Here is a 19,813-nt window from a genome sequence, read left to right on the forward strand (position 1 = left end):
TCCAGAAAACTGGCGGTTGTTGCGAGCCAGTAGCAGACGAAGTTGAAATGGGCTGATGGAAAATAAGAGAAGGTAAACAATATCCTTCCGGTTGGCACCCCTTACCGTGCGGCTCCTTGTTGGAGGAGCTTGAGAGGACAAGGGCTTTTTTGCTACTCTTGTCAATGGAGGTGGCACCGCGCTAGCTATGATTAGACGCCCTCGCACAGATTTTTTCTGTGCGAGGTTTTTTGTGTTCGCGAGAGGAGTTCTATATGAAAACAAGTTTATCCGCAGATATTTTAACCCCGATTTTAGCCTATATGCGCCTAGAGGGGCAGCACAAGATGATTTTGGAGTCTATTCCCAGAGACAAGGAAAATGCTCGTTTTTCCATTGTGGCTTATAACCCGGTTTATGAGATTAAATTTGAAAATGGCATCTTGACGCGGAATGACGAAGTTATTGATGCCGACCCACTGGATTATCTACAGGAATTGACGGGTAAACATCCAGTAGCGGATGCCGGTCCCTTTAGCGGTGGCGCCATTGGTTTCCTTGGTTATGACATGATTAGCCTCTATGAAAACATTGGCGATATTCCGGTTGATCCGATTGGCACGCCAGATATGCACTTTTTCATCTATGAGTCCTATTTGGTCTTTGACCATAAAAAAGAGACCATTTCCATACATGAGGACAATATCTACAGCGGTCGAAATGAACAGGAAATGGCTAGCGCTTTGGAGCAAGTCTTGCAGTCGCTCAAGCAGGCGCATCCGGCTGAATTTGCACCGCATGACCTTCATTCCTTGTCTTTCCACAATCATCTGGAAAAAGAAGAATTTGAGGGGATGGTGACAAAAGCCAAGGAGCTCATTCGTCAGGGGGATATGTTCCAATGTGTTCTTAGTCAGCGCTTCTCGGCACCAATTTCTGGCAAGCCACTGGATTATTACCGGAATTTGCGGGTGACCAATCCTTCAAATTACCTCTACTTTTATGATTTTGGGGACTATCAGATTATCGGAGCTAGTCCAGAAAGTTTGGTTTCTGTCAAGGATGGTCTGGTAACGACCAATCCCATTGCGGGGACACGTCCGCGTGGTCTGGATGAAGAGGCAGATAAGGCGTTGGCGGCGGATTTGTTAGCTGATCAGAAAGAGGTGGCGGAGCACCGGATGTTGGTTGATTTGGGGCGAAATGATTTGGGGCGGATTGCTCAAATCGGCAGTGTTCGAGTGACCAAGTACATGGAGGTGGAGCTCTTTCGCTATGTCATGCACTTAACCAGTATTGTCAAAGGGCAGCTATTACCAGAACTCAGCCCATTGGACGCTCTCAAATCGACCTTGCCAGCAGGTACGGTATCAGGCGCACCGAAAATTCGTGCCATGCAACGGATTTACCAACTGGAAAAGGAAAAGCGCGGTGTTTATGCAGGTGCCATCGGTTATCTATCTGCCTCTGGTGATATGGATTTTGCCATTGCCATTCGGACTATGATTATCAAAAATCAGATGGCCTATGTTCAAGCGGGCGCAGGAATTGTCTACGACAGCATTCCGGGAAATGAATACCAAGAGACGGTCAACAAGGCCAAGGCCATGACTAGAATAGGAGATTTGCCATGATTCTCATTATTGATAACTACGATTCCTTTACCTATAATTTGGCCCAATATGTGGGAGCTTTTACAGAGATTAAGGTCTTGCGAAATGATGACCAGCAACTCTTTGTAGAGGCCGAAAAGGCAGATGGTCTGGTCTTTTCTCCGGGACCGGGTTGGCCAGCAGATGCGGGTAAAATGGAAGAGATGATTGCAGCCTTTGCTGGGAAGAAACCGATTTTGGGGATTTGTCTAGGTCATCAGGCGATTGCAGAGGTTTTTGGCGGTCAGCTTGGTCTGGCGCGACAGGTCATGCATGGAAAGCAGAGCCAGATGAACTTGGAGGCATCGTCGCCCTTGTTTGCAGGTTTGGAAAAGGAAGTGACCATCATGCGCTACCACTCCATTGTCGTGACGGAGATGCCAAAGGATTTTCAGGTAACGGCGCGCACGCTAGACGATGGGGAAATTATGGCCATCCAGCATGTGACTTTACCCATTTATGGTCTGCAATATCATCCAGAAAGTATCGGTACACCAGATGGGATCAAGATGATTGAAGCGTTTGTGAAAGAGGTAATCAGATGAAAGCAATTTACGAAAAAATAGCAGCCAGACAGGATTTACAGCAGTCAGAAGTGGAAGGGGTCTTTGCCCAAATACTAGAGGGGCAATTGTCGGAAAGTCAGATTGCAGCGCTATTGCTGGGATTTAAGACCAAGGGGGAAACGGTCGAGGAGATTACAGGTGTGGTCAAATCACTCAAGGCCCACGCCATTCAGCTGCCAGAGACCTTTACCGATGCCATGTGTAATTGTGGTACAGGAGGGGACCAGTCTTATAGCTTTAACGTGTCAACAACAGCAGGATTTATCCTAGCGGCGGGCGGTGTCCGTCTGGCCAAGGGAGGTAACCGTTCCGTATCCTCCAAGTCGGGTTCGGCAGACGTTCTGGAAGAATTAGGCATCAACATCGCGGCTAGTCCAGAAAATTTGGCTCGTGCCTTGTCAGAAGTCGGATTGGCCTTCGTCTTTGCCCAATCCATGCACCCAGCCATGCGCTATATCGGTCCGGCTCGTAAGGCTTTGGGTATCCCGACCATTATGAATATTGTAGGTCCGTTGGCCAATCCGTTATCTCTGGATACCCAATTGATGGGCGTTTTCCGTGGCGATTTGCACTTGGAATTGGCTCAGGTCATGAAAAGTCTGGGCCTGCGTCGAGGTGTGATTGTGACCGGTCCTGATAATATGGACGAGGCGGCCTTGTATGGCACCAATCATTACACGCTCTTGTCCGATGGGCAGATTAGCCAAGGCAGTTTTTCCTACAAGGATTTGGGTATGCAACGCGTGGAGCCAGCTGATATTCGCGGGGGCGATGCCAAGGAAAATGCAAACATTCTCGTTTCCGTCTTGCGCAACCAAGCCAGTCCCTATCTGGAAACAACGGTGCTCAATGCTGGTTTGGGATTTTTTGCCAATGGTAAGGTAGACAGTATCAAGGATGGCATTACCCTAGCCCGTCAATTGCTGGCGGATGGTTCAGCCCTTGCCAAATTAGAGGCACTCCGAGAGGTACAGGTATGACAAAAGCATTTTTACCAACCATTTTAGAGCAGAAAGAAAAAGAAGTGGCTAGACTTGTTTTGGAGGAAGTTCAGCCACTTCGCCAGACCTATTCTTTCTACGACTATGTCAAGGAGCATTCGGAGTGCCTACAGATTATTGCCGAGATCAAAAAAGCCAGCCCTAGTTTGGGCGCCATTAATCTGGATGTTGATATTCTAGCTCAGGCGCGGACTTATCAAGAGGCGGGTGCGGCCATGATTTCGGTCTTGACGGATGAGGTTTTCTTCAAAGGCAAGATTGACTATCTCCGTCAGATTTCAGAGGCGGTGTCTATTCCAACCTTGGCCAAGGATTTTATCATTGATGAAAAGCAGATTGTTCGTGCACGAAATGCTGGGGCTACGGTGATTTTATTGATTGTTGCGGCTTTACCGGAAAATCGTTTGCAGGAACTCTATGATTTTGCCAGCAAACTGGGCTTGGAAGTCTTGGTGGAAATCCATAACTTGGTAGAATTAGAGATTGCTCATCGTATCGGTGCCAAGATTATCGGGGTGAACAACCGCAATTTGACGACTTTTGAAACGGATTTGCAGACCAGTTTGGACTTGAACAAGCATTTTCAAGACCAAGCCGTCTATGTATCTGAATCGGCTATTTTCAGTGGGGCAGATGCGGCTTTACTGGCACCTCATTTTCAAGCCATTTTGGTGGGGACTGCCCTCATGCAGGCGGAGGATGTTCAGCAGAAGGTAAAGGAGTTGGCCATTGACAAAGGTTAAAATCTGTGGCTTATCCACTGAAGAGGCTGTGCGAGCGGCTGTCGAGGGCGGTGCGGATTATCTGGGCTTTGTCTTTGCTCCCAGCAGGCGGCAGGTCAGCCTAGAAAGAGCGCATCAATTGGCGACGCTCATCCCGGAAAGGATGCAAATCGTTGGTGTCTTTGTCAGTCCGACCCCGACAGAATTGCAGTTGGCCATTGGTCAAGTGCCTTTGGATATTGTGCAAATTCACGGCGATTGGGATGAAAGCTATGTTCAGCAAGTCCCTGTTCCTGTTATTAGGGCCATTCAGTTGGATAAGGCTGACGATATCAGTGAGACACAGGCGGCTTATCTGCTTTTCGATGCGCCTATAGCGGGCTCAGGGCAGACATTTGACTGGGAATTATTGACCGGCAAGCAATTCAGACAGCCGATTTTCATCGCAGGTGGCTTGACCGTAGACAATGTTGCCACGGCACAAGACTTGTTTTCACCCTATGCTGTGGACGTTTCGTCTGGAGTAGAGACGGATGGACACAAGGATCCTGTCAAAATTAAAGCATTTATAGAAAGAGTGAAAAAATGACCTATCAACAACCCAATAAAGATGGCTTTTTTGGCCAATATGGCGGCCGTTTCGTGCCGGAAACCTTGATGACAGCTGTTTTGGAGCTAGAAGAAACCTACCGTTCAGCCAAGGAGGACCCTGCTTTTCAAGCGGAATTTGACCACTTGCTCCGCCAGTATGTGGGCAGAGAAAATCCCCTCTATTTCGCCAAACGTTTGACCGATTATTGTGGTGGGGCCAAGATTTACCTCAAACGAGAAGATCTCAACCACACGGGTGCCCACAAGATTAACAATTCTTTGGGGCAGGTACTCTTGGCCAAACGCATGGGCAAGAAGAAAATTATTGCTGAAACGGGTGCAGGTCAGCACGGTGTAGCAACTGCGACAGCAGCAGCCCTCTTTGATATGGAGTGTACCATTTACATGGGCGAGGAAGATGTCAAACGTCAGGCGCTCAATGTCTTTCGGATGGAGTTGCTGGGTGCTAAGGTGCATGCGGTGACCGATGGCTCGCGTGTGCTAAAAGATGCGGTCAATGCCGCTCTGCGCGCTTGGGTGGCTCAAGTTGAAGATACCCATTATGTCATGGGCTCCGTGTTGGGGCCAGCGCCCTTTCCAGAAATCGTCCGCGACTTCCAAAGCGTGATTGGACGCGAGGCCAAGCAGCAATTTTCAGATCTTTCTGGTGGACAATTGCCCGATGCCCTCTTGGCCTGTATCGGTGGTGGCTCTAATGCCATGGGGCTCTTTTACCCCTTTGTCGATGACGAGTCCGTTGCCATGTATGGCGTAGAGGCGGCTGGACTGGGTCTGGACACAGAGCATCATGCGGCGACTTTTGCAAAAGGGAAACCGGGAGTTTTACACGGCGCGCTTATGGACGTCTTACAGGATGAAAATGGGCAAATCATGGAGGCATTCTCCATTTCTGCCGGCTTGGATTACCCGGGAATTGGGCCGGAGCACAGCTATTTCAATGCAATCGAACGGGCGACCTACGTGTCTGTCACTGATGAAGAGGCCTTGGAAGGATTCCAACTCTTGTCGCGCTTGGAAGGGATTATTCCAGCTTTAGAATCTAGCCATGCCATCGCCTATCTGCCACGCTTAGCCAAGGAATTGGGACCAGACAAATCCATCATCGTCTGCCTATCAGGTCGCGGTGACAAGGATGTTGCTCAAGTCAAGGAACGCTTAGCTGCCCAAAGAAAGGACCAAGAACAATGACAAAAATACTAGAAAAACACTTGCGGAATATTAAGGAAAATGGCAAGGGCATTTTCCTTCCCTACATCATGGCCGGTGACCATGAAAAGGGTTTAGATGGACTATTTGAAACCATTGATTTTCTGGAGCAGGCAGGCGTTTCAGCTATTGAAATCGGTGTTCCTTTCTCGGACCCTGTTGCGGACGGTCCTGTGATTGAGGAGGCGGGGCAACGCAGTTTGGCCAAGGGTGTCCATCTGTTGGACATTATCAAGCAGTTGCAAGGGCAAGCCAGTCAGGTGCCACTCATCTTGATGACTTATTTTAATCCTGTTTTTCAATATGGCTTGGACCAGTTTTTCCGCGATTTGGAGACGACTTCTGTCAAAGGCTTGATTATTCCTGATCTACCTTACGAACATGAGGATATCCTGCGTCCCTATCTGGAAAAGAGTGATTTATGCCTCATTCGCTTGGTTAGTTTGACAACAGGGACTGACCGGCAGCAAGAATTGGTGCAGGATGCGGAAGGGTTTGTTTACGCCGTTGCCATCAATGGCGTGACCGGCAAGAGCAACCAGTACCGTGAGGACTTGGATGGTCACCTGAAACGCTTAAGGGCTTTGTCTCCTGTCCCAGTATTAACAGGATTTGGCGTTTCCAGCCAAGAGGATATTCTCCGATTTAACCGCGTATCGGACGGCGTGATTATGGGCTCGAAAATCGTCAAAGGTCTGCATGAGGGCGAAATAGAAGAAATTCGTCAACTCGTGGCATTTGGCAGTCGGGTGGAGAAATAGAATGAAGTCTGGAAGAATCAAGGACTCATGTCGTTGACCAATAAAATGCTCAGAAAGGATGCGACCTAGTCGGTCCTTTTTTGATGGGATGCGGAAATGATCGTTCCCCTTGTTATTCGCTTTTTTTGCGAAAAAATGCTATAATTATCTGATTATATTTTTTGGAGAAATTAGTGAGTTTAGAGAATTACATGCCAGATTTTGCCTTGGAAAAGGCCTATGATGTAACGGTTGACAGTTTGAAAAAACAGGGTATTAAGGTGGTCTTTGTCGATTTGGACAATACCTTAATTGCTTGGAATAATCCCGATGGTACACCAGAGATGCGCCAGTGGTTACAGGATTTACAGGCCGCAGGCATTCCCGTTGTGGTGGTTTCTAACAACAAATATGAGCGGGTAAAGCGAGCAGTGGCCCCTTTTGGAATTGAGTTTGAAGCCTTCGCTCTCAAGCCTTTCACCTTTGGGATGAACCGTGCACTGAAACGCTTTGATGTCCAGCCACATGAAGTGGTTATGATTGGTGATCAGTTGATGACGGACATTCGGGCTGCTAAGCGAGCAGGGCTCAAGTCTGTTTTGGTCAAGCCCTTGATTCAGTCAGACTCGATCAATACGCAGATTAACCGTTGGCGTGAGCGACGGACCATAAAGAAAATTATCGCCAAATATGGAGCGATAGACTACAAGAGGGAGATGTAAGTGGAAGAATTATTTTGTATCGGTTGTGGTGCTCAAATTCAGACGACAGATAAAGAGATTGCCGGATTTACTCCCCAATCTGCCCTCGAAAAAGGTCTGGAAACAGGGCAACTTTACTGTCAGCGGTGTTTCCGTTTGCGCCATTACAATGAGATTTCAGATGTCAATATCTCAGACGATGATTTCTTGAAACTCCTCCATAGTGTAGGAGAAAGCGATGCCTTGGTAGTGAATGTCATTGATATTTTTGATTTCAATGGGTCAGTCATTCCTGGTTTGCCTCGTTTTATTTCTGGAAATGACGTGCTTTTGGTCGGCAACAAGCAGGATATTTTACCCAAGTCAGTCAAGCCAGGTAAGGTTACTCAGTGGTTGACCGAGCGGGCGCATGAAATCGGCATGCGACCAGTTGATGTGGTCTTGACTTCGGCCCAAAACAAGCAAGCTATCAAGGACTTGATTGAAAAAATTGAACAACACCGCAAGGGTCGGGATGTCTATGTGGTCGGCGTGACCAACGTCGGCAAGTCAACGCTCATCAATGCCATTATCCAAGAAATCACAGGGGACAAGGATGTCATTACCACCTCACGTTTTCCAGGGACAACTTTAGATAAGATTGAGATTCCTCTGGATGATGGTTCTTTCATTTATGATACGCCAGGAATTATCCATCGCCACCAGATGGCCCATTATTTGACGGCTAAAAACCTCAAGTACATCAGCCCTCGTAAGGAAATCAAGCCAAAGACCTACCAGCTCAATCCAGAACAAACCTTGTTCTTGGCTGGTCTGGGACGATTTGACTTTGTGGCTGGTGAACGCCAAGGCTTTACGGCCTTCTTTGACAATGAGCTCCAACTCCACCGCACCAAACTGCAGGGAGCTAGTGAATTTTACCAGAAACATGCGGGCTCACTTTTAGTGCCGCCAACCAGCAAGGAATTGAAAGAATTTCCTGAATTGGTCCGCCATGAATTTACCATCAACGAGAAGACGGATGTGGTCTTTTCAGGACTTGGTTGGATTCGTGTCAATGAAAAGGCCAAGATTGCTGCTTGGGCTCCTAAGGGTGTTGATGTGGTCATCCGCAAGGCCATTATTTAATGAAGTCTAAAATGGGGTCACTTATGAGAAAAGTAGTTGGTATGCTGGCCATTGTTGGTTTGTGTGTTCTGGCCTATTGGTTTTGGCCAGGGGAAGAACCAAATCTTCCCAAAGCCAGTGAGGTCCGGGAAATTCGTTTGGTCCAAGGTCAAGAAGTAGTCCAAATCGACCAGTCAGAAGAGATAGCGGTCTTTTTGGCAGAACTAGGAAATGCAAAAAAGACCCATCAAGCTAGTGTTCACGATGCACCGTTGGTTTCACCCCATGTGCGGATTGCTTTTGTCATGGCAGAAGGTGAAACCACAGCATTTGCTTATGAGGGAATACTTAACAGCTATCTGGAGTTTCCCTACACTGGTATCTACAAGCTGAAAGAGTCTCCTCAAGTGATTCAGAAAATGCTAGCAGACTAGGTCTGCTTAGTTTAGTAAAGAAAAGAGAAATTATGTCATTAACTTCAAAACAGCGTGCCTTTTTAAACAGTCAGGCACACAGTCTTAAACCCATCATTCAGATTGGGAAAAATGGTCTAAATGACCAGATTAAAACCAGTGTTCGTCAGGCGCTAGATGCGCGTGAATTGATCAAGGTGACCTTGCTACAAAATACGGATGAAAACATTCACGAAGTAGCAGAAATCTTGGAAGAAGAAATCGGTGTGGACACGGTTCAAAAAATCGGTCGCATCTTGATTTTATTCAAACAATCTAGCAAGAAAGAGAACCGTAAAATTTCCAAACAGGTCAAAGAAATCTAAGAAGGAGAGCCTATGGCTATTGAACTCTTAACACCCTTTACCAAGGTTGAATTAGAGGTTGAAAAGAAAGAAACCAATCGCAAACAAGTAGGTATTCTGGGGGGGAATTTTAACCCTGTCCACAATGCTCACTTGATTGTGGCAGACCAGGTCCGTCAACAGTTGAAGCTGGATGAAGTCTTGCTCATGCCAGAATTCATTCCGCCTCATGTGGATAAAAAAGAAACCATTGACGAATACCATCGCTATTCCATGCTCAAGATGGCTATTGCAGGTATTGACGGCTTGGGGATTGAAACCATTGAACTGGAACGCCGTGGTGTCAGCTATACCTACGACACCATGAAATTGCTGAAGGAAAAAAATCCTGATACGGATTATTATTTCATCATCGGTGCGGATATGGTAGATTACCTGCCAAAATGGCACAGGATTGATGAATTGGTCCAGATGGTGCAGTTTGTTGGTGTCCAGCGTCCTCGTTACAAGGCAGGGACGTCCTATCCGGTTATCTGGGTAGATGTACCCTTGATGGACATTTCCTCTAGCATGGTGCGTAGTTTTATCAAGCAAGGACGAGTGCCGAATTTTATGGTGCCTCATGAAGTTCTGGACTATATCGAAGAAAAGGGACTTTACCAATGATTGCAGCAGATTTGACCTTTGACCGTCAGGCTCTTTTGGAAAAAATCCGTGCATCCATGAAGCCAGCGCGTTTCCAACATGTCTTGGGTGTGGAGCAGGCGGCGCTTGCCTTGGCAGACCAATACGGCTGTGATCCGAAAAAAGCCAGTCTGGCAGCACTTTTGCATGATTATGCCAAGGAAGTGGAAGACCAAGTCTTTCTGGACTTGATTGCCAAGTATGATTTGGACAGGGATCTGCTTAACTGGGATAATAACATCTGGCACGGTGTGGTTGGGGCCTATAAAATTGCAGAAGATTTTGGCTTGAAAGATGAGGAAATTTTCCAAGCCATTCAACGACACACCATTGGTGCTGGGCAGATGACCTTGCTGGACAAGGTGCTCTATGTGGCGGACTACATCGAACCCAATCGGGATTTTCCTGGGGTGGACGAGGCGCGTCGTATCGCAAAAGAGTCCTTGGACAAGGCAGTAGCCTATGAAACTGCCCAAACCATTTCTTACTTAGCCAAGAAGGGAATTCCCATTTATCCACAAACCTTAGAAACCTATAATGGCTATGTTTCGTATTTGAAGGAGTAGGGATGATTGCATTATAATCATTTAGTTTTTCTTTTATTACTTCGTTAACTCGCTTTGCCGTACTCCAGTACAGCCTGCAGCTCGTTGCCTAGTACTAAAAGCAAACTAAAAGACTATAAAATATCTGGATGAAAGCTCCTATCAAGCAGTCTTGGACTTGAAAGTAGCCGAGGAGGACAAGGGCTTCGTGGCTCCCAACGTGCGTTCCTTGGCAGATGCCTGGTTATATAGAGAGAACGGTGATGTTTTCCCCTATGCCATCTGGACGGATGAGCAGGTTGTTGGTTTTGCCTTGATTGACATTGATGAGGACATTCAGCAGTACATGCTCTGGCGGTTTATGATTGGCCAAGAGTTTCAAGGAAGGGGCTATGGTCAGGCGGCTTTGGAAGTTGTAATAGCAATGGCTCAATCACATCCTGTCTGCGACCATTTGATTGCAGCATACGTTAAGGGCAATCAGAAAATGGCTCATCTCTTGGAGAAAAATGATTTTGTCTTGGATAGTGAAGAAGAAAGAGAATTGGTCTTCCGTTTGGAAACGCCTGGTGTTCAGCTATGAAATCTGCATTGTTAGTCATTGACATTCAGAACCTTCTAGTGAAGGAAAAACCTTATGCGATTGAAGAGCGATTAGCCCTCTGGCAAGATAGCATCACAAAAGCCCGTCAAGCGGGGCTAGAAGTCATCCATGTCCGACATCATGATCAGGAATTGGTCAAGGGGACTGCTGACTGGGAGATTCACTCAATTGTTGCACCCTTAGCTAGTGAGAAGATTTTCGATAAGACCTTTAACAGTGCCTTCAAGGAAACGGAGCTTCATGCTTATTTGCAGGAAAAGGGAATTGAGCAACTCATCATCATGGGTATGGCGACTAATTTTTGCATTGACACGACGATTAAAGTAGCCTTTGAACTAGGCTACAAGGTAGCTGTGATTCAGGACGGAACGGCGACAGGTTATTCAGGCAAATTGGACGCCAAAGACGTGATTGACCACTACCAAAACATCTGGTCATGGAATTTTGCCCAGGTGGATAAATTAGAAAATATAATTAGAGGATAAGATGAAAGAACTAGATTTAGTAAAAGTTGTGGTTCAGGCTGCTGATGACAAGCGAGCTGAGGACCTTGTTGTAATTGATGTTCAAGGCGTGACCAGCCTGACAGACTACTTTGTGATTGCCAGCTCCATGAACAGTCGGCAGTTGGAGGCTATTGCGGAAAACATTCGTGAAAAGGTAGCGGAAGTTGGAATCAAGGGTAGCCGTGTAGAAGGCGATAGTAATGGAGGCTGGGTCCTTTTGGACCTTGGAGGCGTAGTCGTTCATATCTTCTCAGAAGAAATGCGTGACCTCTACAACCTTGAAAAATTATGGCATGAAGGCAGCTTCTTGGAAGTATCGGAGTACCTAGGATAGGGAGAGCTTTATGGCAAATTTAGTAACCGTTTTAGGGTTGGGGTTAGCGGGCATAGACCCTGTTGGTATGTTGATGCTTATGGCACAGCTTGCTACTGGTGGAAGCAAGCGTCAAGCAGTTCTTTTTGCAGGGCTTGTTCTCTTTGGTACAACCCTGCTAGGTGTGGCCTTATCGACACTTTTAGGATCTAGTCTCAATAAACTGAGCGACTTTATTGGGGAAGTCGGCACAGCTATCAATCAACTGCCTGATGCCAGTTGGGTTTGGATTGATGTCGCCCTCATCGCTCTCTTGATTTATTGGGGCATTCGCCGTGACAATCAAAAAGAAATCAAAGAGAATCAAAGCGAAAAGAAGATAACAGGTATCTGGGCTGGCGTAGTCTTTATGGTTTTTACTGCTCCGACTGACCCTAGTTTTCTCGCAGTCTTAGCCATATCTGGACATCGCAATCATTTTCTCTTGTCCTTGCTTTACAGTACAATCTGGGTCTTGCTGAGTCAAGCTCCACTCTTTCTCCTCACTATTGCTGTGATTTTCAACCAGCATGAGAAATTTGTTCTAGAATTCAATGCTTTCATGGACAAGTATCGTCCAATACTAAATAGGGGACTGACGGGGCTTATTTATATCTTAGCTGGTGTCTTTACCTTGGATCTAGCATTGTACCTTATAACTGGAAATTGGCTACTAGCCTAAAATAGTCGAAAGACTATTTTTTTATCGAAAAGAAAGAAGAAACTATGGCAACTTATGAAACCTTTGCGGCGGTCTATGATGAAATCATGGATGACAGCTTGTATGATAAATGGACAGATTTTAGCTTGCGGAACTTGCCACAAGACACTAAGACAATTTTAGAATTGGCCTGTGGGACAGGGATTCAGGCTGTACGTTTTGCTCAAAAGGGTTATGAGGTGACTGGGCTTGACCTGTCCTATGAAATGTTGGAATTGGCACAGAAAAAAGCAGAAGCAGCTGGGGTCATGATGGGCTTGGCCAAGGCGGATATGCTGGAACTGGAAGGTATCGGCGATTTCGATGCGGTGACCTGTTACTCGGACAGTCTGTGCTACATGTCGGACCAAGAAGCCGTTTTGCGGGTTTTTGAAGGGGTTCACTCTGTTCTTAATCGAGGCGGTACTTTCCTTTTTGACGTACACTCCATTTATCAAATGGAGGAAGTATTTGCAGGCTATAGCTACCATGAAAACTATGAGGATTTTGCCTTTGTCTGGGATACTTACGAGGGGGAGCATGAGCATTCCATCGTTCATGAATTGACCTTCTTTGTCAAAGATGAGGACAGTCAAGAGGAGCGGTTTATCCGTCGGGATGAAGTGCATGAAGAGCGGACCTATCCGATTGAAACCTATGTGGAATTATTGAAAGAAGCTGGTTTTGCATCTGTGGAAGTCTTTGCGGACTTTGAAGATGAGTCACCGACAGAAACCAGCCAGCGGTGGTTTTTCAAGGCGGTCAAGGCATGATTTCAGGGATAATAGCAGAATACAATCCTTTTCACACGGGGCATAAGTACCTGCTGGAACAGGCGGAAGGCTTGAAAATTGTGGTTATGTCTGGCAATTTCATGCAACGGGGTGAGCCAGCTATTGTGGATAAGTGGACACGGTCTCAGATGGCTCTGGAACACGGGGCAGACTTGGTTGTCGAGATGCCCTTTTTAGTGTCCGTCCAGTCAGCTGATCACTTTGCCAAGGGAGCAATCAGCATTTTACACAAGCTAGGTGTGGAAAAACTGGTTTTCGGTACGGAAGAAATGCTGGATTACCAGAAAATTGCGGATATCTATGTGGATAAGTTGGAAGAGATGGAAAATTTTGTGAAAAACTTGCCAGACAATCTCTCTTATCCGCAGAAGACACAGGCTATGTGGCAGGAATTTGCGGGTCTAACCTTCACAGGTGACACGCCAAACCATATTCTGGCCTTGGCTTATGCTAAGGCAGTGGCTGGAACAGGCATTCAGCTCAGCCCTGTTCAACGGCAGGGGGCTGGTTTTCATTCGGAAGAGGTGGAAACGTCCTACGCCTCGGCGACGGCTATCCGCAAGAGTGCTGATCAGCTGGACTTGGTGCGTGATTTCTTGCCTTCTGCCAGTCTCTTTGAAGAGGCGACCAAGGTAAGCTGGAAGGATTATTTTCCTCTGCTCCGCTACCAGATTGCGACTCACCCAGATCTCAGTCAGGTCTTTCAGGTCAACGAAGAACTAGCCAGTCGTATCCGCTCTGCCATTGGGAGCGTAGCGACCGTGGAGGAGTTAGTGGATGCCGTTGCGACCAAGCGCTACACCAAGGCGAGAGTGCGGCGGGTGCTGACCTACATCCTGGTCAATGCGGTGGAAACTCCCTTGCCAGATGCGGTCCATGTCCTAGGCTTCTCGGCTCTAGGTCAGGCTTATCTCAAGACTGTCAAGGAGCGGGTGGACCTGGTGACGCGGATCGGCAAAGAGCCCTGGGACAGCCTGACCCAGCAAGCGGATTTGGTCTATCAACTGGGAGCTGACGCAATGGCAGAGCAGACCTATGGGCGCGTGCCGGTGAGGGTGGAGTGAGATGAGGGAAAAATTATTTTGTATTCTAGAAAATGATAACGATAGTTTATTGTCACGTTGCTATAACTTAATAATGTTATTTGCAATAGTGGTTAGTTTGATTCCTTTGATGTCTAAGCATACGAATTCTTTTCATTTGTTAATGGATTATATTTCGACTGCTACTTTTTGCTTGGATTATCTTTTTAGAATACTAACAGCTGATTTCAAATTGCAAAAAGGAAAACTATCATTTCTGTTCTACCCATTTAGCCTATTAGCCATAGTGGACTTATTGTCCATTTTACCGACTTTTTTATACTTTAATAACAGTCTTCGATTATTGAAAATTGTACGGATGGGGCGGGTACTTCGAGTTTTCAAAGTTATCCGCTATTCAAAAAACATTCAGATTTTGATGAACGTTTTGCAAAATCAAAAAGAGTCATTATTGCTAGTAGCAAGCCTGGCTGTTGGTTATATTTTCTTTACTGCTTTATTGATTTTTTCGGTTGAGCCTGATACTTTTGAAACATTTTTTGATGCAATTTATTGGGCGACAATTTCATTAACTACTGTTGGTTATGGTGACATATTTGCAACAACAATGCTAGGAAAAATCATTACAATGTTGTCTTCAATAATTGGAATTGCGATTGTTGCTCTACCTGCAGGGATTATTACCGCTGGTTATATGAATGAAATTATAAAGAAGGGATAAAAAATTCATTTTTCCCTTGACTCTCACCTTACGTTATCCCTTATACTGGGCATAGAGAGGAGATTTCTATGAACGAAAATTGGACAGTTAAGCAGGTCGGTCAGTTGACAGGATTGACAGTGCGGACCTTGCACCACTATGACCAGATTGGTTTGCTCAAACCAGCTTCTGTGGGTGAAAATGGCTACCGCTATTATAATCTGGAGAATTTGGCTCGCCTGCAAGAAATTCTATTATTTCGTGAGTTGGATTTTTCTCTCAAGGATATTCAGCAGCTTCTGGATGTGACGGAGTTCAATCGTCAGCAGGTCTTGCGGGACCATGTCGCCCTTTTAGAGCTCAAGAGGGAACGGTTGGACCGCATCATCAGTCACGCCAGATTGCTCATAGAAAAAGGAGGAGAAGTCATGGACTTTCACGCATTTGACAGCAGTCAACTAGATGCCTATAAGGCGGAGGCCAAGGAGCGGTGGGGACAGACCGCGGCCTATGCTGAATTTGAAGAGCGATACGATGCTAGCAAGGACCGAGTGTTTGCCCGAGAGATGCAGAGTATTTTTGAAGCTTTTGGAAAAATGCAGAGCTTGGAAGCAAGTCATCCAGATGTGCAGGCTCAGGTAGCTACTTTGCAGACCTATATCACAAAAAACTTCTACACCTGCACCAAGGAAATCTTACAGGGGCTAGGTCTGATGTATGTTGAAGATGAGCGATTTTCAGCCAACATTGACCGAGCAGGTGGACCAGGAACAGCAACCTTTGTCAGTCAAGCCATTGCAGTCTATTGCAAAGAATAAATAAGGAAAGTCTAGTGGAAACTAGGCTTTTTTTGGTATACTAGATGTAGTTTATGAGCAAGGAGCCACCCTGTTTTCTTCGATAATTGGAATTGCGATTGTTGCTCTACCTGCAGGGATTATTACCGCTGGTTATATGAATGAAATTATAAAGAAGGGATAAAAAATTCATTTTTCCCTTGACTCTCACCTTACGTTATCCCTTATACTGGGCATAGAGAGGAGATTTCTATGAACGAAAATTGGACAGTTAAGCAGGTCGGTCAGTTGACAGGATTGACAGTGCGGACCTTGCACCACTATGACCAGATTGGTTTGCTCAAACCAGCATTTGTAGCAGAAAATGGTTATCGCTACTATAATCAGGAGAATTTGGCTCGTTTGCAAGAAATTCTCTTATTCCGTGAATTGGATTTTCCTCTCAAAGATATTCAGCAGCTTCTGGACGTGACGGAAATCAATCGTCAGCAGGTCTTGCGGGACCATATTACCCTTTTAGAGCTCAAGAGGGAACGGTTGGACCGCATCATCAGTCACGCCAGATTGCTCATAGAAAAAGGAGGAGAAATCATGGACTTTCACGCATTTGACAGCAGTCAACTAGAAGCCTACAGGAAGGAGGCCAAGGAGCGGTGGGGACAGACCGCGGCCTATGCTGAGTTTGAAGAAGGTTATGATGCCAGTAAGGATCGAGCGTTTGCCCGAGAGATGCAGGCTATTTTTGAAGCTTTTGGAAAAATGCAGAGCTTGGAAGCAAGTCATCCAGATGTACAGGCTCAGGTAGCTACTTTGCAGGCCTATATCACAGAAAACTTCTACACCTGCACCAAGGAAATCTTGCAGGGGCTAGGTCTCATGTACGTTGAAGATGAACGATTTTCAGCCAACATTGACCGAGCAGGTGGACCAGGAACAGCAACCTTTGTCAGTCAAGCCATTGCAGTCTATTGCAAAGAATAAATAAGGAAAGTCTAGTGGAAACTAGGCTTTTTTTGGTATACTAGATGTAGTTTATGAGCAAGGAGCCGCCCTATGATTCAACCTATTATGAAAGATATTTTCTTCCTGCAACAAAAGTCTGAGCCTGCGACTCAGCTAGATGTGCAGGTCGGTCAGGACTTGCAGGACACTTTAGCAGCCAATGCTCATGCCTGCGTGGGCATGGCGGCCAATATGATTGGCGTCAAAAAGCGGATTATCATCGTCAACATGGGTTTCACCAACCTGGTCATGTACAATCCCGTCCTCATCAGCAAGGCCAAGCCCTATCAGACCGAGGAGGGCTGCCTGTCGCTAGAAGGTACCCGTCCGACCACTCGCTATCAGGAGATTGAAGTGGAGTTTTTTGATGCTTCATGGAAAAAGCAGAGCCTAAAGCTGACAGACTTCCAAGCCCAGATTGTTCAGCATGAACTGGATCATTTGGAAGGGATTATCATCTAAATCTACCGTCAGGTAGATTTTTTTGTATAAAAGTCAAAAAAGGTCAAACAAAACTATTGACTTTTACTGACCAATGGTGTAGAATAAGATTCGTAAGGTAAAGGACCTTACGAATTCTTTGAACAAAAGGTCAGTTTAGGTCAAACGAAAAGTTTGACTGACTAATTGACTAAATGATCAGTAAAAGACAAACTTCTGAGGAGGTTACTATGAAAGACAGGATTATACCCTATTAGCGTCATTTAGTTTATCTTTTATTACTGCGGCGAATGACGAAACTTCGTTTCCTTATCTCCAACTTCAAATAATCTCATCATTATTTGAACTCGCTTTGCCGTACTTCAGTACTGCCTTCAGCTCGTTGCCTAGTACTAAAAGCAAACTAAAAGACTAAATCAATTTTTTTAAAACAAAGGTCAGTAAAAGTAAAAAAATAAAACTTAAACGAGGTAAAAACTATGAACAACAATTTCAATAACTTTAACAATATGGACGATATTTTCAATCAACTCATGGGGAACATGGGTGGCTACAGCACAGAACGTCGCCGTTATTCTATCAATGGGCGTGAAGTGACACCAGAAGAATTCGCTATGTACCGTCAGACTGGTCGCCTGCCACAGACAGAAGAAGTGGCTCAAACACAGGCTAAAGGTCAGATAAAGTCAGACGGAATTCTTGCAAAACTTGGTCGAAATTTGACCCAAGATGCGCGTGAAGGTAAGTTGGATCCAGTCATTGGACGCAACAAGGAAATCCAAGAAACCTCAGAAATCCTAGCTCGTCGAACCAAGAACAACCCAGTTTTGGTCGGTGATGCAGGTGTCGGAAAGACAGCGGTAGTAGAAGGATTGGCTCAAGCCATTGTCAACGGAGATGTGCCAGCTGCCATTAAGAACAAGGAAATCTTCTCCATCGACATTTCAGGCTTGGAAGCTGGGACTCAGTATCGTGGGGCTTTTGAGGAAAATGTGCAAAATCTTGTGGATGAAGTCAAAAAAGCTGGAAATATCATTCTCTTCTTTGATGAAATTCATCAGATTTTGGGAGCTGGTAGCACTGGTGGGGACTCAGGTTCCAAGGGCTTAGCGGATATTCTCAAACCAGCTTTATCCCGTGGGGAGTTGACGGTTATCGGTGCTACTACTCAGGACGAATACCGCAATACTATTCACAAGAACGCCGCTCTGGCCCGCCGTTTCAATGAAGTCAAGGTTAATGCTCCATCCGCAGAAGATACCTACCAGATTTTGAAAGGGATTAAGCCGCTTTATGAAGCCCACCACAATATTGAATTGCCAGATGAGGTTTTGAGAGCTGCGGTTGATTATTCCGTCCAATATATTCCACAACGTAGCTTGCCAGACAAGGCCATTGACTTGATTGATGTGACCGCTGCACACTTGGCTGCACAACATCCTGTGACAGATATTCAAGCTTTGGAGGCAGAGATTGAACAGGCTAAAGCTTTGCAAAGTCAAGCAGCTGAAAAAGAAGATTACGAAACAGCACTCAATGAAAAAGTCCGCATCGACAAGCTCCAAGAACAAATTGACAACCACACGGAGCAACAGAAAGTGGTAGCGACTGTCAATGATGTGGCTCAGGCGGTTGAGCGGATGACAGGAATTCCAGTCTCTCAAATGGGAGCTTCTGACATTGAACGACTCAAGGAATTGAAAAATCGTCTGGCAGCTAATGTTATCGGTCAAGACGATGCGGTGGAAGCTGTATCTCGTGCCATTCGTCGGAATCGTGCAGGTTTTGATGACGGCAACCGCCCGATCGGTTCTTTCCTCTTTGTCGGTCCGACAGGTGTGGGTAAGACAGAGTTGGCGAAACAGTTAGCGCTAGACTTGTTTGGTAACAAGGATGCCATTATTCGTTTGGATATGTCTGAATACAGCGATCGGACAGCCGTTTCCAAATTAATCGGTACCACAGCTGGTTATGTGGGCTACGATGACAATTCCCATACTCTGACAGAGCGTGTCCGTCGCAATCCGTACTCCATTGTCCTCTTGGATGAGATTGAAAAAGCAGATCCACAAGTGATTACCCTCCTTTTGCAAGTGCTAGATGACGGGCATTTGACTGATGGACAGGGCAATCAGGTCAACTTTAAAAATACTATTATCATCGCTACGTCTAATGCAGGTTTTGGTTATGATCTACCAGAAGGTGAGGAAGAACAAGGTATTATGGAACGTATCGCTCCATTCTTTCGTCCGGAGTTCCTTAATCGCTTCAATGCAGTTATTGAATTTAAACATTTAGACAAGGGGGACCTGAAATCGATCGTTGACTTGTTGTTGGCGCAGGTTAACAAAACGCTTGCTAAAAAAGGGATTACCCTTGAAGTGACAGAAGCTGCCAAAGAATTCTTGATGGAAGCAGGTTATGATAAGGCTATGGGAGCTCGTCCTCTGCGCCGAGTGATTGAAAATCAAATTCGTGATAAGGTGACAGACTTCTATTTGGACCATACAAATGTGACCAACTTACTCGCGGATGTGGCTGACAGTGAAATCAAAATTGACAAGCAAACCTTTTCATAAAAAAATAAGATAATATAGAAAAT

General features: G+C 45.8%; 24 protein-coding genes and 1 pseudogene. All 25 read left to right on the forward strand.

Going from position 1 to position 19,813, the window contains the following annotated elements:
* Positions 1-254 precede the first annotated feature (254 nt).
* The gene (trpE, locus tag ACHBIE_RS03205; protein WP_257117419.1) at positions 255-1,613 is read left to right on the forward strand and encodes an anthranilate synthase component I; all 1,359 of its coding nucleotides are present in this window, start codon (positions 255-257) and stop codon (positions 1,611-1,613) included.
* On the forward strand, positions 1,610-2,176 hold the full coding sequence (locus ACHBIE_RS03210) for an aminodeoxychorismate/anthranilate synthase component II (RefSeq protein ID WP_167785717.1): 567 nt from the start codon (positions 1,610-1,612) through the stop codon (positions 2,174-2,176). Before trpE ends, ACHBIE_RS03210 begins: the two co-directional genes overlap by 4 nt.
* The gene (gene trpD / locus ACHBIE_RS03215; RefSeq protein ID WP_105160101.1) at positions 2,173-3,177 is read left to right on the forward strand and encodes an anthranilate phosphoribosyltransferase; all 1,005 of its coding nucleotides are present in this window, start codon (positions 2,173-2,175) and stop codon (positions 3,175-3,177) included. Before ACHBIE_RS03210 ends, trpD begins: the two co-directional genes overlap by 4 nt.
* The gene (gene trpC / locus ACHBIE_RS03220) at positions 3,174-3,941 is read left to right on the forward strand and encodes an indole-3-glycerol phosphate synthase TrpC (RefSeq protein ID WP_125265429.1); all 768 of its coding nucleotides are present in this window, start codon (positions 3,174-3,176) and stop codon (positions 3,939-3,941) included. Before trpD ends, trpC begins: the two co-directional genes overlap by 4 nt.
* Positions 3,928-4,509, forward strand: coding sequence for a phosphoribosylanthranilate isomerase (locus ACHBIE_RS03225; protein WP_105137294.1), 582 nt, complete (start codon positions 3,928-3,930; stop codon positions 4,507-4,509). The genes trpC and ACHBIE_RS03225 overlap by 14 nt, the downstream gene beginning before the upstream one ends.
* Complete coding sequence (gene trpB, locus ACHBIE_RS03230) at positions 4,506-5,720, forward strand: tryptophan synthase subunit beta (protein WP_105123396.1); 1,215 nt, start codon at positions 4,506-4,508, stop codon at positions 5,718-5,720. The genes ACHBIE_RS03225 and trpB overlap by 4 nt, the downstream gene beginning before the upstream one ends.
* A complete protein-coding gene (gene trpA, locus ACHBIE_RS03235; RefSeq protein WP_394732700.1) occupies positions 5,717-6,499 on the forward strand; it encodes a tryptophan synthase subunit alpha in 783 nt (260 codons plus the stop codon). Before trpB ends, trpA begins: the two co-directional genes overlap by 4 nt.
* Positions 6,500-6,672: 173 nt before the next feature.
* The gene (locus ACHBIE_RS03240; protein ID WP_105123398.1) at positions 6,673-7,200 is read left to right on the forward strand and encodes a YqeG family HAD IIIA-type phosphatase; all 528 of its coding nucleotides are present in this window, start codon (positions 6,673-6,675) and stop codon (positions 7,198-7,200) included.
* Positions 7,201-8,307: a ribosome biogenesis GTPase YqeH gene (gene yqeH, locus ACHBIE_RS03245; RefSeq protein WP_394732701.1), complete on the forward strand. Its 1,107-nt coding sequence runs from the start codon at positions 7,201-7,203 to the stop codon at positions 8,305-8,307.
* A gap of 23 nt (positions 8,308-8,330) precedes the next feature.
* Positions 8,331-8,720: a DUF5301 domain-containing protein gene (locus ACHBIE_RS03250; protein WP_161943014.1), complete on the forward strand. Its 390-nt coding sequence runs from the start codon at positions 8,331-8,333 to the stop codon at positions 8,718-8,720.
* 32 nt (positions 8,721-8,752) lie between these two features.
* Positions 8,753-9,064, forward strand: a complete 312-nt coding sequence (gene yhbY / locus ACHBIE_RS03255; protein ID WP_004195298.1) for a ribosome assembly RNA-binding protein YhbY — start codon at positions 8,753-8,755, stop codon at positions 9,062-9,064.
* 12 nt (positions 9,065-9,076) lie between these two features.
* Entirely contained in the window at positions 9,077-9,709 is a 633-nt protein-coding gene (locus ACHBIE_RS03260) for a nicotinate-nucleotide adenylyltransferase (protein ID WP_205029607.1), read from the forward strand.
* A complete protein-coding gene (yqeK, locus tag ACHBIE_RS03265) occupies positions 9,706-10,293 on the forward strand; it encodes a bis(5'-nucleosyl)-tetraphosphatase (symmetrical) YqeK (protein ID WP_394732702.1) in 588 nt (195 codons plus the stop codon). Before ACHBIE_RS03260 ends, yqeK begins: the two co-directional genes overlap by 4 nt.
* A 115-nt stretch (positions 10,294-10,408) precedes the next feature.
* Complete coding sequence (locus ACHBIE_RS03270; protein WP_394732752.1) at positions 10,409-10,855, forward strand: GNAT family N-acetyltransferase; 447 nt, start codon at positions 10,409-10,411, stop codon at positions 10,853-10,855.
* Positions 10,852-11,361: a cysteine hydrolase family protein gene (locus tag ACHBIE_RS03275; protein ID WP_394732703.1), complete on the forward strand. Its 510-nt coding sequence runs from the start codon at positions 10,852-10,854 to the stop codon at positions 11,359-11,361. The genes ACHBIE_RS03270 and ACHBIE_RS03275 overlap by 4 nt, the downstream gene beginning before the upstream one ends.
* A gap of 1 nt (position 11,362) precedes the next feature.
* The gene (rsfS, locus tag ACHBIE_RS03280) at positions 11,363-11,716 is read left to right on the forward strand and encodes a ribosome silencing factor (protein ID WP_044682325.1); all 354 of its coding nucleotides are present in this window, start codon (positions 11,363-11,365) and stop codon (positions 11,714-11,716) included.
* Between the two features lie 10 nt (positions 11,717-11,726).
* Positions 11,727-12,416 (forward strand): hypothetical protein, encoded by a 690-nt coding sequence (locus ACHBIE_RS03285; RefSeq protein WP_199558527.1) that lies wholly within the window; start codon positions 11,727-11,729, stop codon positions 12,414-12,416.
* Between the two features lie 44 nt (positions 12,417-12,460).
* Positions 12,461-13,207 (forward strand): class I SAM-dependent DNA methyltransferase, encoded by a 747-nt coding sequence (locus ACHBIE_RS03290; RefSeq protein WP_394732704.1) that lies wholly within the window; start codon positions 12,461-12,463, stop codon positions 13,205-13,207.
* The gene (locus ACHBIE_RS03295; RefSeq protein WP_394732705.1) at positions 13,204-14,292 is read left to right on the forward strand and encodes a nucleotidyltransferase; all 1,089 of its coding nucleotides are present in this window, start codon (positions 13,204-13,206) and stop codon (positions 14,290-14,292) included. The genes ACHBIE_RS03290 and ACHBIE_RS03295 overlap by 4 nt, the downstream gene beginning before the upstream one ends.
* A 1-nt stretch (position 14,293) precedes the next feature.
* Positions 14,294-14,992 (forward strand): ion transporter, encoded by a 699-nt coding sequence (locus ACHBIE_RS03300; protein WP_394732706.1) that lies wholly within the window; start codon positions 14,294-14,296, stop codon positions 14,990-14,992.
* 68 nt (positions 14,993-15,060) lie between these two features.
* Positions 15,061-15,789 (forward strand): MerR family transcriptional regulator, encoded by a 729-nt coding sequence (locus ACHBIE_RS03305; RefSeq protein WP_394732707.1) that lies wholly within the window; start codon positions 15,061-15,063, stop codon positions 15,787-15,789.
* A gap of 67 nt (positions 15,790-15,856) precedes the next feature.
* Positions 15,857-15,952 (forward strand): annotated as a pseudogene (locus tag ACHBIE_RS03310) (ion transporter); the annotation flags it as partial.
* Positions 15,953-16,020: 68 nt separating this feature from the next.
* Positions 16,021-16,749: a MerR family transcriptional regulator gene (locus ACHBIE_RS03315; protein ID WP_394732708.1), complete on the forward strand. Its 729-nt coding sequence runs from the start codon at positions 16,021-16,023 to the stop codon at positions 16,747-16,749.
* A 72-nt stretch (positions 16,750-16,821) separates the two neighbouring features.
* Entirely contained in the window at positions 16,822-17,232 is a 411-nt protein-coding gene (locus ACHBIE_RS03320; RefSeq protein WP_313921065.1) for a peptide deformylase, read from the forward strand.
* A 458-nt stretch (positions 17,233-17,690) separates the two neighbouring features.
* Positions 17,691-19,790, forward strand: a complete 2,100-nt coding sequence (locus tag ACHBIE_RS03325) for an ATP-dependent Clp protease ATP-binding subunit (RefSeq protein WP_394732709.1) — start codon at positions 17,691-17,693, stop codon at positions 19,788-19,790.
* Positions 19,791-19,813 lie beyond the last annotated feature (23 nt).

It is taken from the genome of Streptococcus sp. A23, assembly GCF_043674155.1.
Lineage (GTDB): Bacteria > Bacillota > Bacilli > Lactobacillales > Streptococcaceae > Streptococcus > Streptococcus suis_V.